Source organism: Pseudomonas sp. GM79 (assembly GCF_000282495.1).
In the GTDB taxonomy this organism is placed as follows: domain Bacteria; phylum Pseudomonadota; class Gammaproteobacteria; order Pseudomonadales; family Pseudomonadaceae; genus Aquipseudomonas.
On record NZ_AKJE01000032.1, the window covers coordinates 87,309 to 103,037 of the forward strand.

At 58.0% G+C, this 15,729-nt stretch carries 14 protein-coding genes; 9 read left to right on the forward strand and 5 right to left on the reverse strand.

The window, feature by feature from the left end:
* The first annotated feature begins 10 nt into the window (after window positions 1–10).
* The 8 genes from PMI36_RS20555 to PMI36_RS20520 all read left to right on the forward strand — a co-directional run bounded on the left by PMI36_RS20555 (window position 11) and on the right by PMI36_RS20520 (window position 9,166).
* Complete coding sequence (locus PMI36_RS20555) at window positions 11–1,483, forward strand: mannitol dehydrogenase family protein (protein ID WP_008069959.1); 1,473 nt, start codon at window positions 11–13, stop codon at window positions 1,481–1,483.
* Between the two features lie 158 nt (window positions 1,484–1,641).
* Window positions 1,642–3,138 carry a xylulokinase gene (gene xylB, locus PMI36_RS20550; RefSeq protein WP_032830235.1) on the forward strand — a complete coding sequence of 499 codons (1,497 nt, stop codon included), beginning with the start codon at window positions 1,642–1,644 and terminating at the stop codon, window positions 3,136–3,138.
* Between the two features lie 13 nt (window positions 3,139–3,151).
* Complete coding sequence (locus PMI36_RS20545) at window positions 3,152–4,090, forward strand: carbohydrate kinase family protein (protein WP_008069963.1); 939 nt, start codon at window positions 3,152–3,154, stop codon at window positions 4,088–4,090.
* A gap of 477 nt (window positions 4,091–4,567) precedes the next feature.
* On the forward strand, window positions 4,568–5,299 hold the full coding sequence (locus PMI36_RS20540; RefSeq protein WP_008069964.1) for a hypothetical protein: 732 nt from the start codon (window positions 4,568–4,570) through the stop codon (window positions 5,297–5,299).
* 229 nt (window positions 5,300–5,528) lie between these two features.
* Window positions 5,529–7,724 (forward strand): type VI secretion system Vgr family protein, encoded by a 2,196-nt coding sequence (locus tag PMI36_RS20535; protein ID WP_008069966.1) that lies wholly within the window; start codon window positions 5,529–5,531, stop codon window positions 7,722–7,724.
* A 1-nt stretch (window position 7,725) separates the two neighbouring features.
* Window positions 7,726–8,286, forward strand: a complete 561-nt coding sequence (locus PMI36_RS20530) for a transglycosylase SLT domain-containing protein (RefSeq protein WP_008069967.1) — start codon at window positions 7,726–7,728, stop codon at window positions 8,284–8,286.
* The gene (locus PMI36_RS20525) at window positions 8,283–8,816 is read left to right on the forward strand and encodes a hypothetical protein (RefSeq protein WP_008069968.1); all 534 of its coding nucleotides are present in this window, start codon (window positions 8,283–8,285) and stop codon (window positions 8,814–8,816) included. Before PMI36_RS20530 ends, PMI36_RS20525 begins: the two co-directional genes overlap by 4 nt.
* Window positions 8,817–8,884: 68 nt before the next feature.
* Window positions 8,885–9,166, forward strand: a complete 282-nt coding sequence (locus tag PMI36_RS20520) for a hypothetical protein (protein WP_008069969.1) — start codon at window positions 8,885–8,887, stop codon at window positions 9,164–9,166.
* A 27-nt stretch (window positions 9,167–9,193) separates the two neighbouring features.
* Here the strand turns inward: PMI36_RS20520 and PMI36_RS20515 are convergent, their stop codons facing one another.
* Both PMI36_RS20515 and PMI36_RS20510 read right to left on the reverse strand, forming a co-directional pair.
* The gene (locus tag PMI36_RS20515; protein ID WP_008069978.1) at window positions 9,194–9,391 is read right to left on the reverse strand and encodes a YbdD/YjiX family protein; all 198 of its coding nucleotides are present in this window, start codon (window positions 9,389–9,391) and stop codon (window positions 9,194–9,196) included.
* Window positions 9,392–9,406: 15 nt separating this feature from the next.
* Window positions 9,407–11,473: a carbon starvation CstA family protein gene (locus tag PMI36_RS20510; RefSeq protein ID WP_008069979.1), complete on the reverse strand. Its 2,067-nt coding sequence runs from the start codon at window positions 11,471–11,473 to the stop codon at window positions 9,407–9,409.
* Window positions 11,474–11,631: 158 nt separating this feature from the next.
* On the opposite strand from PMI36_RS20510, the gene PMI36_RS20505 reads away from it, so the two are divergent.
* Window positions 11,632–12,000, forward strand: a complete 369-nt coding sequence (locus PMI36_RS20505) for a PilZ domain-containing protein (protein ID WP_008069980.1) — start codon at window positions 11,632–11,634, stop codon at window positions 11,998–12,000.
* 131 nt (window positions 12,001–12,131) lie between these two features.
* Here the strand turns inward: PMI36_RS20505 and radA are convergent, their stop codons facing one another.
* The 3 genes from radA to katB are packed head-to-tail and all read right to left on the reverse strand — an operon-like array spanning window position 12,132 to window position 15,698.
* Window positions 12,132–13,499, reverse strand: a complete 1,368-nt coding sequence (gene radA, locus PMI36_RS20500; protein WP_008069981.1) for a DNA repair protein RadA — start codon at window positions 13,497–13,499, stop codon at window positions 12,132–12,134.
* Between the two features lie 45 nt (window positions 13,500–13,544).
* Window positions 13,545–14,099 (reverse strand): ankyrin repeat domain-containing protein, encoded by a 555-nt coding sequence (locus PMI36_RS20495; protein ID WP_008069982.1) that lies wholly within the window; start codon window positions 14,097–14,099, stop codon window positions 13,545–13,547.
* Window positions 14,100–14,156: 57 nt separating this feature from the next.
* Entirely contained in the window at window positions 14,157–15,698 is a 1,542-nt protein-coding gene (gene katB, locus PMI36_RS20490; RefSeq protein ID WP_008069984.1) for a catalase KatB, read from the reverse strand.
* Between the last annotated feature and the right edge of the window lie 31 nt (window positions 15,699–15,729).

Here is a 15,729-nt window from a genome sequence, read left to right on the forward strand (position 1 = left end):
AGAGCATGCGATGAAACTGAATAAACAGAACCTCAACCGCCTCGCCCCCGAGGTGGCCTTGCCCGCCTACACCCTGAGCGATACCCGCCAAGGCATCGCGCACATTGGCGTTGGCGGCTTCCACCGCGCGCATCAGGCGTATTACACCGATGCCTTGATGAATACCGGCCAAGCGCTGGACTGGGCCATCTGCGGGGTCGGCCTGCGCGCCGAAGACCGCCGCGCCCGGGACGATCTCAAAGAGCAGGATTATCTGTTTACCCTGTTCGAACTTGGCGACGCCGACGACGCCGAAGTCCGCGTCATCGGTGCCATCCGCGACATGCTGCTGGCCGAAGACAGCGCCGAAGTGCTGATCGACAAACTCGCCCATCCAGATATCCGCATCGTCTCGCTGACCATCACAGAAGGCGGCTATTGCATCGACGACAGCAACGGCGAGTTCATGGCGCACCTGCCGCAGATCCAGCACGACCTGGCTCACCCGAACGCGCCAAAGACTGTATTCGGTTTCCTCTGCGCCGCACTGGCCAAACGTCGTGCAGCCGGCACGCCCGCGTTCACGCTGATGTCTTGCGATAACCTGCCGCACAACGGCGCCGTGACCCGTAAAGCCCTGCTGGCATTCGCCGCCCTGCGCGATGCCGATCTGCGCGACTGGATCGAGCGCCATGTCAGTTTCCCTAATGCAATGGTCGACCGCATCACGCCGATGACCAGCACCGAGCATCGTCTGCAACTGGCCGACAAACATGCGGTCGATGACGCTTGGCCGGTGGTCTGCGAACCGTTTGTGCAATGGGTGCTGGAAGACAAATTCGTCAACGGTCGCCCGGCCTGGGAAAAGGTCGGCGTGCAGTTCACCGATGACGTCACGCCTTACGAAGAGATGAAGATCAAACTGCTCAACGGCAGCCATCTGGCCTTGACCTATCTGGGCTTTTTGAAGGGTTACCGCTTCGTTCACGAAACCATGAACGACCCGCTGTTCGTGCGCTACATGCGCGCCTACATGGACCTGGACGTGACGCCGCAACTGGCGCCGGTGCCGGGGATCGACCTGACTGAATACAAAAACACCCTGGTGGCGCGCTTCTCCAACCAGGCGATTGCCGATCAGCTGGAGCGCGTATGTTCGGATGGCTCGTCGAAGTTTCCGAAGTTCACTGTGCCGACGATCAATCGCTTGATTGCCGACGGGCAGGAGACCAAACGTGCGGCGCTGGTGGTCGCGGCGTGGGCGCTGTACCTCAAAGGCGTGGATGAGAATGGCCAGACCTATGCAATTCCGGATCCACGGGCGGCGTTCTGTCAGGCACTGGTGGCCGATGATGTGTTGATCACGCAGCGGTTGTTGGAAGTGGAGGAAATCTTTGGGACGGCGATACCGCGCTCTCCGGAGTTTGTCGCTGCGTTCGAGTGGTGCTGTAACAGCTTGCGCGATGTTGGGGTGACGCGGACGCTGGAGCGGGTGCTGGCGTAAGAGTGGTGGTGAACCTGCTGCCGTCTTCGCGAGCAAGCCCGCTCCCACAGTAGATCCTCAGTGAACACAGATTTTGTGTTCGACAACAATCCAATGTGGGAGCGGGCTTGCTCGCGAATGGGTTCACCGAGATCGACCTGACACACCAAGGATCCTCCATGGAAAACCAACAACTATTCCTCGGTATCGACTGCGGCACCCAAGGCACCAAAGCCGTGATCCTCGACGCGCAAAGCGGCCAGGTCCTCGGTCAGGGCGCCGCGGCCCACAGCCTCATCAGCGGCGCCAATGGTCGTCGTGAGCAAGACACTGCCCAATGGCTGGAAGCCTTCACCCAGGCCACTCGTCGCGCGTTGCTCGCCGCAAATGTAGACGGTCAGACCATCGTCAGCATCGGCGTTTCCGGCCAGCAACATGGCTTGGTGCTGCTCGACGATCGCGGCCAGGCGCTGCGCCCGGCCAAGCTCTGGTGCGACACCGAGTCCACGCTGGAAAACGACCGCTTGCTCGCCCATCTGGGCGGCGAAAAAGGCTCCCTGGAACGCCTCGGCGTCGTCATCGCGCCGGGCTACACCGTGTCCAAACTGCTCTGGACCAAAGAACAACATCCGCAAGTGTTCGCCCGGATCGCCCGCATTTTGCTGCCCCATGACTACCTCAACTATTGGCTCACCGGCCGCAGTTGCAGCGAGTACGGTGATGCCTCGGGTACCGGGTATTTCAACGTGCGCACCCGCCAATGGGACTTGCAACTGCTGCGCGACATCGACCCCACCGGGCGCCTGCAAGCCGCGCTCCCGGAGCTGATCGACGCCCATCAACCGGTCGGCACAATCCTGCCGAGTATCGCCGAACATCTGGGCATCAACCCTCACGCACTGGTCTCCAGCGGCGGCGGCGACAACATGATGGGCGCCATCGGCACCGGCAATATAAAGCCCGGCGCGATCACCATGAGCCTTGGTTCCTCGGGCACGGTCTACGCCTATGCCGAGCAAGCGAACGTCAGCCCGGACGCCTCGGTCGCGACGTTCTGCTCCTCCAGCGGCGGCTGGCTGCCGCTGATCTGCACGATGAACCAGACCAACGCGACCGGCGCGATTCGCGAGTTGTTCGAATTGGATATCGAGGCGTTCAACGCCTTGGTCGCGCAAGCGCCGATCGGTGCCGACGGCGTGTGCATGCTGCCGTTCCTCAATGGCGAACGCGTCCCTGCCCTGCCCCATGCCAGCGGCAGTCTGCTGGGGCTGACCATGACCAACCTGACCCGGGCCAACCTGTGCCGCGCCGTGGTAGAAGGCACTACCTTCGGTTTGCGTTACGGGCTGGACCTGCTGCGCCAGAATGGCTTACAAAGCCTGCGCATCTGCCTGATCGGCGGCGGCTCGAAGAGCCCGGTGTGGCGACAGATCGTCGCTGACATCATGAATACGCCGGTGATTTGCACCGAGCAAAGTGAAGCCGCGGCCCTCGGCGCAGCGATTCAGGCGGCGTGGTGCAAGTCCTGGGCAAACGGTCACGAAGACAGCCTGGCGGCCTTGTGCGAGCGTTGCGTAAAGCTCGATCTGGCCAGTGAAACCTTACCGATTGCAGAAAATGTGGCGGCCTGTCAGCAGGCCTATGAACGCTATCGACAGCATGTCGCAACCCTCTAAAGAGCGAGAAACTATGTATCTGGTATGTGGCGAAGCGCTGTTCGATTTCTTCAGCGAAGACGATGCCAGCGGCTTGGCATCCAAAGTGAATTTCAAGGCAATTGCCGGCGGCTCGCCGTTCAATGTGGCCGTAGGTTTGCGCCGCTTGGGCGTGGACGCCGCGCTGTTTGGCGGCCTATCGACCGATTACCTCGGCCGACGTTTGCAGCAAGTGCTGCAGGATGAAGGTGTGCGCCCGGATTACCTCGTGGACTTTGCCGCACCGACCACCTTGGCGATGGTCGCGGTCGGTGCCAATGGCTCGCCCCACTACAGCTTTCGTGGCGAAGGCTGCGCCGATCGGCAGTTGAGCCTGGCGCATCTGCCAGAGCTAGGGTCTGAAGTGCGCGGTTTGCACGTCGGCTCGTTTTCGCTGGTGGTGCAACCGATTGCCGATACCTTGCTGGCATTGGTACAACGAGAAAGCGGCAAACGCCTGATCAGCCTCGACCCGAACGTGCGCCTCAATCCCGAGCCGAACATCGAGTTGTGGCGTTCGCGGATTGCCACGCTGGTGGAGCTGGCGGATCTGATCAAGGTCAGCGATGAAGACTTGAGCCTGTTGTACCCCGAGCAGGATCCTCAGCGCGTCATCGAAGGCTGGCTGGAGCATCGCTGCCAGTTGGTGTTCCTCACCCGAGGCGGCGAAGGCGCAACGGTGTTCAGCCGTGCCCACGGTTCATGGTCGGTGCCGGCCAGTTCGGTGAAGATTGCCGACACCGTGGGAGCCGGCGATACCTTCCAGGCGGCGCTGATTACCTGGCTGACCGAGCAGCAGCTGGATTCGGTTGAAGGGTTGCAACAGCTGAGCCGTGAGCAAATTGACGCGATGCTCAGGTTTGCGGTGAGCGCCGCAGCGTTGACCTGCAGCAAGACCGGACCGGATTTGCCGTATCGGCGGCAGTTGAGCTGAAATCCGGACCTCATGCCTTCTCACTACCGCAGGTGCTGATTTCAGGACCTGCCGGTAGAGATTAAATATTGTTTTGATATATTTTTATTTCGATTGTAAATATGTACCGAGTCTTCAATCCAAATAAAAGACGAGCGGATATTGACAGTTTTATAGAATTTAAAATTATGTACCCAGTTATAGCGCTTCCTGATTTTAGCTATTCCAAAAATCAACTCCTCAAACTCCTATTTCTCCAAGCAGCACCATCGCCGGATACATAGCTGATTCTTATCTTATTGAATTATATTAATAAATAGATAATCACCAACAAAACAATCCAGCGGCCACTGAAGACAATGTGCGCTCAATAAAAATAACCAGCCCGTTACTTGACCGCTACATGCCTTCAACTAATATCCTTTCCACGCACAGCGCAGGTAAGGAAATTGCTGTGCGGCCATCCTTATACCCCACAACAGGAAAAGGAACTCCAACATGGAAAGTGTCGCTATCTCAGCTGCCCAAATAAACTGGAACGGCGGACAACGCATTACGCTCACCGCAGGAGATACAGCCACCTGTACCGCGCTTAGCCCCGGCCAGCTTTATGGCATCTTTATCTACAACTCCGCTCAAAATGATACCAATTCGACTGTCTCCGTGAACTGGAGCAATAGCCAGCCACCCGTACCGATCACAGTTCCTGGCACCACGGCCAATGCAGGCCTGGCATCGTTGGGTTTTGTTTCGGGCACCGATACTCAAACCGTTTCGGTTTCACTGCCTAGCAACGCCGGTAAATCCCAGGTCGAAATCTGGTTGGGAAGTGTCAGTATGCCGACCAATACATCGGGACTGAGCAATTATCCGCTGCAAGCCGATGGTGAGCAGCATCCGTTCAACAAGTATGCCCGTTACTATGCGGTACCCCCATCGAAGTGGATGAACCTGACAATCACCAGCACCATTTCACAGTTCCTCTCCTGCCAGTTCCGTGAGGCGCAAGCGACCGTCTTTGTTGTCAATGAGACTTCAAACGGCCTCCTTGCCAATCAGGTGACCAACATTGGGCCTACTGCCAGTGCGGCTGGGAACGTCAAGATCGTTTACTCGCAGATTCAGAGCATCACCAATAATCTGCAAGGCGACGGTACGCAATGGGTGTGGATGGATGCTGACAGCCCGCAAGATTCTCAGAGCGCGACCATATCCTTGCAATCGCTTTGAATTTGCTGGCTGAGTAATAAAGGAAGGCTCCACCCTGTGGGGCCTTCTTTTATTTGGTGTGACGGCCCCAATCGCCTCAAAAAATGCCTGTATTCATTGCGCAAAACCTCGGCTATAGGGGAAAGCCCGATACCCGTCAGGCCCCGGGCCTACGGCATTTCAACCTTGAACATGGCACTTTAATGCTGCACCATCCGCGCCTGCTTTTTCAAAGGACGGAATTCAAGGCATGCTGGACGCGAACGCAACCCATATTTCCCTCACCCTTGAAGGTGTTTCCGTTGACCTTCAGGTGCTCAGCTTCGTCGGCCGCGAAGCCCTCAACCAGCCGTTCTGTTTCGACATCGAACTGGTGAGCGCCCGCCCCGACCTGAAACTCGAAGAGCTGCTGCACAAGTCCGGTTGCCTGACCTTCGGCGCCACCGGCCAGGGCAAAATCCATGGCCTGGTGTACCGCATCGAGCAAGGCGATTCCGGCAAGAGCCTGACCCGCTACAGCATCAGCCTGGTGCCGCAACTCGCTTATCTGCGCCATAACCATGACCAGCAGATCTTCCAGCAGCTCAGCGTGCCGAAGATCATCGCCCAAGTCCTCGAGGCCCGCGGCATTCTGGCCGACGCCTACAGCTTCCAGCTCGGCGCCATCTACCCCGAGCGCGTGTACTGCGTGCAGTACGACGAATCCGACCTGCACTTCATCCAGCGCCTGTGCGAAGAGGAAGGCATTCACTTCCACTTCCAGCACTCGACCAGCGGCCACAAACTGGTGTTCGGCGATGACCAGACGGTGTTCCGCAAACTCGCGCCGGTGAGCTACCAGCAAGACTCCGGCATGGCTGCCAAAAAACCGGTGATCAAGCGCTTCAACCTGCGCCTGGAAACCCGCACCACCCGCGTCAGCCGCCGCGACTACGATTTCGAAAAACCGCGCCTGCTGCCTGAGGGCGCGGCCAAAAGCGCGTTCGCCCCGGACCTGGAAGACTACGACTACCCCGGCCGTTTCACCGACCGCGCACGGGGCAAACAACTGGCGACCCGTGCCCTCGAACGCCATCGCAGCGACTACCAACTGGCCGAAGGCAAAGGCGACGAACCGACCCTGGTCAGCGGCCACTTCATGGCCCTCAGCGAACACCCGCGTGCCGAGTGGAACGACCTCTGGCTGCTGCTGGAAATCGTCCACGAAGGCAAGCAGCCGCAAGTACTCGGCGAGAACATCACCAGCGACGTCACCCATAACAAGGACGACTTCCACCAGGGCTACCGCAACCGCTTCCTCGCCACGCCGTGGGACGCGCATTACCGCCCCGCCCTGGAACACCCGAAACCCAAAGTGCTGGGCAGCCAGACCGCCATCGTCACCGGCCCGGCGGGCGAAGAAATCCACTGCGATGAATACGGCCGCGTCAAAGTGCAATTCCATTGGGACCGCGACGGCCAGGGCAACGACACCAGCAGCTGCTGGCTGCGCGTCGCCACCGGCTGGGCCGGCAACGCCTATGGCGGCATCGCCATCCCGCGAGTCGGCATGGAAGTGCTCGTGACCTTCCTCGAAGGTGACCCCGACCAACCGCTGATCACCGGCTGCCTGTACCACAAGGAAAACGTCGTCCCCTACGATCTGCCGGCGAACAAAACCCGCAGCACTTTCAAGACCCTCAGTTCACCGGGCGGCAAGGGCTACAACGAGTTTCGCATCGAAGACAAGAAAGGCGCGGAACAGATCTACCTGCACGCCCAGCGCGACTGGGATGAAAACACCGAGCACGACCAGAAAATCCGCATCGGCAACGAACGGCATGACACGGTCGAAGCCAACGCGTTCAGCGAGTTCAAGGTGGAAGAGCACCGCCTCACCCATCTGGACCGCAAGACCGAAGCGCGGGCGGATGATCACCTGACTGTAGGCGTGACCCGGCATGTGAAAGTGGGAACGGCGCAGTTTGTCGAGGCCGGGACGGAGATTCATTACCACGCCGGGGAAAAGGTGGTGGTTGAGGGTGGCATGGAGCTGACGGCCAAGGCTGGCGGGTGCTTTGTGAAGATTGATGCGGGTGGGGTGACGATTAGCGGGGCGGAGGTGAAGGTGAATTCCGGGGGTGGCCCGGGAGCGGGTTCAGGTACCCAGGCATTAGGTCCATTGATCCCGTTAGCAGCTGCAATCGCGAGCGCCGGTCAACTTTTAGAACGAAAAACAGTTCTCGAGAAAACAGACCATGACTTGGATTTCTTGATTACTGATCAAAACACGGGTTTACCGTTGAAAAATTTTCCTTATGTCATCAAAACCTCTTCGGGCAAGAGCCTGGCGGGACGTACCAATGATGAAGGAAGAACTGGAAAAATAAAAAGTGCAGAAGCGGAAATGGCTGTGATTGAGGTTTATGACGACATCCCCCCTATCAATCCAGGATGGGACGCTTGATATGCCTAAATTGAAACCTTTGGCCACAAGTCAAAAAGCGTTGACTCCGGTAACCGATAAAAAACCGGCTTCAGTCATGGTAGATGACAGTAAGCGTTTGAAGGAAATCAGGAAACTGGTTGAAGCCAACAACAAGTCTTCGATTGATACAAACACTATCATTTGCCAGATTTATATGGAGTCACGTTTCGATGCTAATGCCGGGGCTGGGCACAATGCTCGAGGCCTGATGCAAATGCAGATGCAAGCGGTGCAACAGGTCTACAAATATCGAAAAAAGAAACAGCTTGGCCGTACGCCGAGCGACGAGCAAACCAAAGCGGTATTTGCCGAAGGCAAGGAATTCCACGCTAGCGCCAGCATTTTTGACGAAGCCAAAAATATTCAACTTGGCACGGAGTACATGCAATATTGGATCGATGTATCCAGCTCAATTGAAGAGGCCTACAAAAAGTACCGAGGCCTTTCCAACGGAGTTTATTATAAAAAAATAAGTGCCTGTGCCGCGAAACTCGCGGCCAGTCCCGATTCAATGCAGGTGCTCAGGGACAATATAAAGTGAAAAAACCGTGGTTGTATTTAATCACTGTCCTGTTTATAGGGACTGCCTATGCAGAGCCGCCCAAGTCAATTCTCGGCTGCCCTTTGTCTGATGGAACACGGGTGTCTTTACTGGCCGAGTCAACTGCAGAGGGTCAGCGCTTGTTTCTTGAGCTCGATCAGAAAACACAAACTGCATTTACGGACATGCCTGATACCGACTTTGTCGGGCAGGTGGTCCTGGCAAAGTGCATTTCCTCCGGCTTTATATTTGCGCTCAACTACGGCTCGCCGTATTTGAAGGGTGTTGTTTTACGCAAAAACCCCGTCAGTCATTCGATCGAACGAATCGATTTTGCAGAGAAGTCCCTGCCCCGCTGGCTTTATCTTGGACAAGAGCAAATGCGGTTGGTCATTCCAAATATCGGGAACGAGGTCCCAGGAAAGTTCCTGGTTTATGACTATTTCGCGGAAAAAGGGCAACCAGAGGAAGCAGGTAGTGTTGATGTTCGGCCAGATACCCATGGGTTCAAGGTTTTACGCCTGAAATGAGCGCATCATCCCATTGAATACATCACCGTCGGACATCTAGCTTCAAAGCCTGCCCGCAGGAGGCAGGCTTGTTTTTGAAGGTGCGCGTCAGACCGGAAAGATTAAACGAGAAGGCTCCTGACCTAGCCTTTGAATTGCCGGATAACACCCCAGTCATCAGGCTGGAATTGATCGCTACGGTGTACTTCAAAGAGGGCTATTTGCTTGAAAACAAGCAAAAGGTCATGGAGTGTTTCGCCCGCTTCAAGGAGGAATTCGGCCAATATCAGAAAGTACAACAACAAAAAAAAGCCCGGCTTGCCAACGGTAGCGTCTCGAAGGTCGCTATCGCCGGCAGGCCGGGCTCCTAAAGCAAAATACCGCTTAAATGTTTCGCATCAACAGCACTTCGGTCCCGCCTTGCTGCCGTAACGAGCCTCCTGACGTTCCCGAAAGAACACTTCGTAACTCATCAGCGGTTTGTCCGGGTGTTTGGTTTGCATATGCTCGACGTAAGTGTCGTAGTCGGGCATGCCGACCATCAGGCGTGCAGCCTGACCGAGGTATTTACCGAGGCGACTCAGGTCATTGAACATGGGCACCCTCCTCCATCAAGCATCCGGCAAAGCCTGGAACGGCGCTTCTTTATCCGTACGTTCTTTGGTGCCCCAGGCGGCTATACCGACCTTAAGTGCAAAGAACAGGATGCTGAACACCACGAGCAAAAACAGCGCGGTCAGCGTTGCGTTGGTGTAGGCGTTGTAGATGACGTGCTGCATCTGCTCGATGCTTTTGGCCGGCGCGAGGACCTGGCCGTTGGCCAAGGCGTCGCTGTACTTTTTCGCCAGCGCCAGGAAGCCGATTGCCGGGTTGGCGTCGAACAGCTTGATGAAGCCTGCGGTGGTGGTGCAGATCAGCAGCCACACCGCTGGCAGCATGGTGACCCAGACGTAGCGTTGGCGTTTCATTTTGATCAGCACCACGGTTGCCAGCATCAGCGCGATACCCGCCAGCATCTGGTTGGAGATGCCGAACAGTGGCCACAAGGTGTTGATCCCGCCCAGTGGGTCGATCACGCCTTGATACAGCAGGTAACCCCACATCGCCACGCAACCGGCGGTTGCGATCAGGTTGGCGGTCCAGGATTCGGTGCGCTTGAGCGCTGGCACGAAGGAGCCGAGCAAATCCTGCAGCATGAAACGCCCGGCACGGGTGCCGGCATCCACCGCCGTCAGGATGAACAACGCTTCGAACAGGATCGCGAAGTGGTACCAGAACGCCATGGTGTTTTCACCTGGCAGAAGTTGGTGCAGGATCTGCGCGATACCGACCGCCAGGGTCGGCGCACCACCGGCCCGGGCCAGGATGGTGGTTTCACCGATGTCCTTGGCCACTGCTTGCAGCGCTTCCGGGGTAATTGCAAAACCCCAACTGCTGACCGTCTGCGCCACTGAAACAGCATCCGCGCCGACAAGGGCCGCCGGGCTGTTCATGGCGAAGTACACGCCTGGCTCGATCACCGAAGCGGCCACCATGGCCATGATCGCTACGAAGGACTCCATCAGCATGCCGCCGTAACCGATGTAACGGGCATGGCCTTCACTGGCGAGCAGCTTCGGCGTGGTGCCGGAAGCAATCAGCGAATGGAAACCCGACACCGCGCCACAGGCGATGGTGATGAACAGGAACGGGAACAAACCACCCTTCCACACCGGCCCAGTGCCGTCGATGAACTGGGTCAATGCCGGCATTTTCAGGTCGGGCATGGTGATCAGGATGCCGATCGCCAACGCGACGATGGTGCCGATTTTGAGGAAGGTCGACAGGTAGTCACGCGGCGCCAGAATCAGCCACACCGGTAGTACTGCGGCGACGAAACCGTAGCCAATCAGCATCCATGTGATCTGGATTCCGGTGAAGGTAAAGGCTTTGGCCCACACCGGGTCAGCGGCAATCTGCCCGCCCAGCCAGATCGAACCCAGCAGCAACGCCACGCCGATCACCGAGATTTCACCGATGCGACCCGGGCGGATGTAGCGCATGTAAATGCCCATGAACATCGCGATCGGGATGGTCGCCATCACCGTGAACATGCCCCATGGGCTTTCGGCCAGGGCCTTGACCACGATCAGCGCCAGCACCGCGAGGATGATGATCATGATCAGGAAGCAGCCAAACAGCGCGATGGTCCCGGGGATGCGGCCCATTTCTTCACGGACCATGTCGCCCAGGGAACGGCCGTTGCGGCGGGTGGACATGAACAAGACCATGAAGTCCTGAACCGCACCCGCCAGCACCACGCCGGCAATCAGCCACAGCGTACCGGGCAGGTAGCCCATCTGCGCCGCCAAGACCGGACCGACCAGCGGCCCTGCGCCAGCGATGGCTGCAAAGTGGTGACCGAAAAGGATGTGTTTGTTGGTCGGCACATAGTCCAGACCGTCATTGTTGAGCACGGCAGGTGTAGCCCGACGCGGATCGAGTTGCATCACATTGTTAGCGATGAACAGGCTGTAGTAGCGGTACGCGACCAGATAAATGGCCACGGCGGCGACCACAATCCACAAGGCGTTGATCGCCTCGCCTCGGCGCAATGCCACTACGCCCAGGGCGCACGCTCCCAGGATTGCCAGCAGCAGCCAGGGTAAGTGGCGTAGCAGGCTATTATTATTTTTCATTTTATGATTCCAGCCAGAGTGGACAAGAAAGACAGCCATCCGGAGTTTAGCGCTACTGACGGCAAAGGCCATACCCCGACATTGATCCAGAGCCTGTCTTTGCTGGCAGGCTTTGACAATGCGGGTCTATAGTCAGCGGACATTCAGAGGATTGCGCCATGAGTGACCACCCTGCTGATCGCCGTCGCTTCAAACGTATTGCGTTCGATGCCCGAACCGAGCTGAGCCAAGGGGAATTCATCTGGCCAGTGAAGCTGATCGACCTGTCGCTCAAGGGGCTGCTTATCGAGAAGCCCGAGCCGTGGCTGGGTAATCCAGACTGGCATTTCCTGGTTGATATTCATCTTAATGAAGACGTAGAGATCAAGATGGATGTGCTGCTGACCCACGATGACCATGGTCAACTCGGGTTTGTCTGCAAACACATCAGCCTGGAATCGATTGAACGACTGCGGCGGTTGATTGAGTTCAACCTGGGCGATCCGCAAGAGCTTGAGCGTGAGCTGGGCGCTCTGATCGAAGTTTGACGGCCCGACGCTGATCCAATGTGGGAGCGGGCTTGCTCGCGAAGGCGGTGTAACAGCCAACATTGAGGTTGGCTGTGATGGCCTCTTCGCGAGCAAGCCCGCTCCCACAGGGATTGTGTTCGACTCGGCAGCTATTCGAACAACGCGTCGAGGGCCTGCTCCAGGCGCGTCACGGCAATAACCTGCAATCCCGGCGGCGCCTCTTTCGGCGCGTTGCCCTTGGGCACGATGGCGCGCTTGAAGCCGTGCTTGGCCGCCTCTTTCAAGCGTTCCTGACCACTCGGCACCGGGCGCACTTCACCCGACAACCCGACTTCGCCGAACACCAGCAGATCATGGGGCAGCGGCCGGTTGCGCAAACTGGACATGACCGCTGCCATCAGGGCCAAGTCAGATGCTGTTTCCAGCACCTTCACCCCGCCGACCACGTTGAGGAACACGTCCTGGTCGTGAGTCGGGATGCCGCCGTGGCGGTGCAAAACCGCCAACAACATGGCCAAGCGATTCTGATCCAGACCGAGCGTCACCCGGCGGGGGTTGGCCATATGGCTGTCGTCCACCAACGCCTGGACTTCCACCAGCATCGGCCGGGTGCCTTCCCACGTTGCCATGACCACGCTACCCGGGACTTCTTCCTGGGCCCGGGTCAGAAAAATCGCCGAGGGGTTGGAGACTTCCTTCAGGCCTTTGTCGGTCATGCCGAACACGCCCAATTCGTTGACCGCGCCGAAACGGTTTTTCACCGCCCGCAGCAGACGCAAGCGCCCATCGGATTCGCCTTCGAAATACAGAACGGTGTCGACCATGTGCTCCAGCACTCGGGGACCGGCCAGCGCGCCTTCTTTGGTGACATGGCCCACGAGGAAAATCGCCGTGCCGCTTTGTTTGGCGTAACGCACCAGCAACGCCGCACTTTCGCGCACCTGGGAAACGCCCCCCGGCGCCGATTGCAGTTGCTCGGTGAAAATCGTCTGGATCGAGTCGATCACCATCACCTTGGGCTTTTCCTGCCGGGCCGTGGCGATGATGGTTTCGATGCAGGTTTCGGTCATCACCCGCAGTTGATCCTGAGGCAAGCCCAGCCGCCTGGCGCGCATGGCCACTTGTTGCTGGGACTCTTCGCCGGTGACATACAGTGCCGGCATGCTCTTGGCGAGGTTGCACAAGGTTTGCAACAAAATGGTCGACTTGCCGATACCCGGATCACCACCGATCAACACCACCGAGCCATCCACCAGGCCGCCGCCCAAAACGCGATCCAGCTCGCTGGACGCCGTGGAGAAACGCGGAATCTCTTCGACGCTGACTTCGGCCAGGGTTTTGATCTGCGCCTGCTGGCCGGTCCAACCGGTGCGCCCGCTGGGGGCTGCGGCGCCACCACTCTCGACCATGGTTTCGGTCAGCGTGTTCCAGGCCCCGCATTCGCCGCACTGGCCGGCCCACTTGGGGAAGGTTGAGCCACACTCGGTGCAGCCGTACATGCGCTTGGCCTTGGCCATCTGAACTCCCGGCAAAAACCGCGATGATAGCTCAGCTCACGCGGATCAGCGCGGCGCCGCCGTACGGATTTCACCGCTGGCCAGACGCGCGGCGCTGTTGCCCAGCGGATCTTCGGCGTTCATGTCCGCCCCTTTGGCCTTGAGGGCGTCCAGCAACTCGACGCGCTTGAACAAGCCGGCATACATCGCGGCAGTCTGTCCCGCGCCGTTGCGTTGGTCGGGGTTGCAATTGGCAGCCAGCAGGGTTCGAGCGATCTGCACTTCGCCTTTGAAAATCGCGCCCATCAACGCCGTGTTACCGCGTTGATCCTGGGCGCAGGCGTCCGCCCCGGCAGCGAGCAAACGTCCCACCGCAGCATTCTGGCCGTGATACGCGGCCAGAATCAGTGCGGTGTACCCTTTGCTGTCGCGGGTATCGAGGGAATAGCCGGCTTCGATGAAAGTATCCAGCATGGGCAGATCGCCCCGTCGAGCGGCATCGAAATAGTAATCCTGTAATTGGGCTTTCAGCGCCTCGGGGCTCTTCGAGACTTGCGTCTCGGGCCCGGCGAGCACACCGAACGACACGCACACCAGAAACACCGACAGATAAAAACGCATGGCAACGCTCCTTGATCAGACGGGACCTCGCATGAGGCCCCGCTTCAGGCAGATGGATCAGTCGACCAGTTTGGCCGCCAGCGCCTTGACCCGAGCCAGATCACCCTTGGCTACTTTGGCCACCCCGGTCCCGTATTCCGGGTCGGCCTTGTACAGGAAGGACAGGATGATGTGCTTGCTCTCGTCATCGGTAGTGGCCAGTGAGCCACCGAAGCTGTCGATCAGGTCCTGACGTTCCTTCTGGTTGAACGAGCGATACAGATCGCCGGCCTGCTTGAAGTTCTGTTCGCGCTGAATCTTCACCTGTTGCGTGCTGCCCGACAGAACCGACTGGCTGTAACGCGCGGTTGGCGGCTCTTCACGAGACAGCAGGCGACTTGGCTGGTAATTTACGCCGGTGCTGCTGGCGCCGATGTTCATTGCGCCATCCTGATTACCGTTGTTCACGGCGACTTTGGGTGCATTGATCGGCAACTGCAGAGCGTTGGCCCCCAGACGATACAGTTGAGTATCGGCATACGAGAACACTCGCCCTTGCAATAAGCGATCTTCCGAAGGTTCGATACCAGGAACTAAATTGGCCGGGGCCATGGCCACTTGTTCAGTTTCCTGGAAAACATTCGCCGGATTACGGTTCAACACCATTTGTCCAACTTTTCGTTCCGGCACACCGGGCCAGATCTTGGTCGCGTCCAATGGATCGAAATCAAACTTGGACAAGTCTTGCGGATTTAGAACCTGGATGTACAAGTCCCATTTAGGAAAGTTGCCCTTGTTAATATTGGCGACCAAGTCGTTAGTCATATGACTGTAGTCTTGACCTTGAACACCTGTCACTTCTTTAGGGTCGAGATTCTTTAACCCCTGCAAACTTTTCCAGTGGAATTTTACATAGTGCACATCGCCTTTGGCGTTCACTAACTTGTAGGCATGTACACCGTTACCGTCCATCTCCCGATAACTGGCCGGCGTACCGGAGTTGGAATACAGCTCGGTCAGGGTACGAGTGGCTTCTGGAACATGGGAGAAAAAGTCGAAACGACGGGAATCGTCGTCAAGGTTGGTACGCGGATCCGGCTTGAAGGCATGAACCATGTCTGGAAACTTGATCGCGTCACGGATGAAGAAGGTCGGAAAATTGTTGCCGACCAGGTCCCAGTTGCCATCTGCGGTGTAGAACTTGGTGGCGAACCCCCGCGGATCACGCAAGGTTTCCGGCGAATGGTTGCCATGGACCACAGCGGAGAAACGCACAAATACCGGCGTGCTCTGGCCGCCGGCGAATACCTTGGCCTTGGTCAGGTCACTGAGGTCGTCGGTTACGGTGAACGTGCCATGGGCGCCAGTGCCACGGGCATGCACCACGCGTTCGGGAATGCGTTCACGGTCAAAACGCTGGAGTTTCTGGATCAGTTGCACGTCTTGCAGCAGCACCGGCCCGGTCGCGCCAGCGGTTTGCGAGTTCTGGTTGTCGCCGACGGCGGCACCGTTATCGCGGGTCAAGGTCGCGGCATTGACGGAGAAGGACAGCAGGCTGGCGGTCAGAACGCCAAGGGTACGAGGGAAGGGAAAAGCCCCGAGGCCAAGGGGAGTTGTCATGGAAGTTTCCTCTGATTTTATAAGGCGCATC

What these genes read in the sequence shown, in the direction of transcription:
- PMI36_RS20555 (WP_008069959.1), top strand. Translation starts at nt 11, where the DNA reads ATGAAACTGAATAAACAGAACCTCAACCGCCTCGCCCCCGAGGTGGCC.
- xylB (WP_032830235.1), top strand. Translation starts at nt 1,642, where the DNA reads ATGGAAAACCAACAACTATTCCTCGGTATCGACTGCGGCACCCAAGGC.
- PMI36_RS20545 (WP_008069963.1), top strand. Translation starts at nt 3,152, where the DNA reads ATGTATCTGGTATGTGGCGAAGCGCTGTTCGATTTCTTCAGCGAAGAC.
- PMI36_RS20540 (WP_008069964.1), top strand. Translation starts at nt 4,568, where the DNA reads ATGGAAAGTGTCGCTATCTCAGCTGCCCAAATAAACTGGAACGGCGGA.
- PMI36_RS20535 (WP_008069966.1), top strand. Translation starts at nt 5,529, where the DNA reads ATGCTGGACGCGAACGCAACCCATATTTCCCTCACCCTTGAAGGTGTT.
- PMI36_RS20530 (WP_008069967.1), top strand. Translation starts at nt 7,726, where the DNA reads ATGCCTAAATTGAAACCTTTGGCCACAAGTCAAAAAGCGTTGACTCCG.
- PMI36_RS20515 (WP_008069978.1), bottom strand. Translation starts at nt 9,391, where the DNA reads ATGTTCAATGACCTGAGTCGCCTCGGTAAATACCTCGGTCAGGCTGCA.
- PMI36_RS20510 (WP_008069979.1), bottom strand. Translation starts at nt 11,473, where the DNA reads ATGAAAAATAATAATAGCCTGCTACGCCACTTACCCTGGCTGCTGCTG.
- PMI36_RS20505 (WP_008069980.1), top strand. Translation starts at nt 11,632, where the DNA reads ATGAGTGACCACCCTGCTGATCGCCGTCGCTTCAAACGTATTGCGTTC.
- radA (WP_008069981.1), bottom strand. Translation starts at nt 13,499, where the DNA reads ATGGCCAAGGCCAAGCGCATGTACGGCTGCACCGAGTGTGGCTCAACC.
- PMI36_RS20495 (WP_008069982.1), bottom strand. Translation starts at nt 14,099, where the DNA reads ATGCGTTTTTATCTGTCGGTGTTTCTGGTGTGCGTGTCGTTCGGTGTG.
- katB (WP_008069984.1), bottom strand. Translation starts at nt 15,698, where the DNA reads ATGACAACTCCCCTTGGCCTCGGGGCTTTTCCCTTCCCTCGTACCCTT.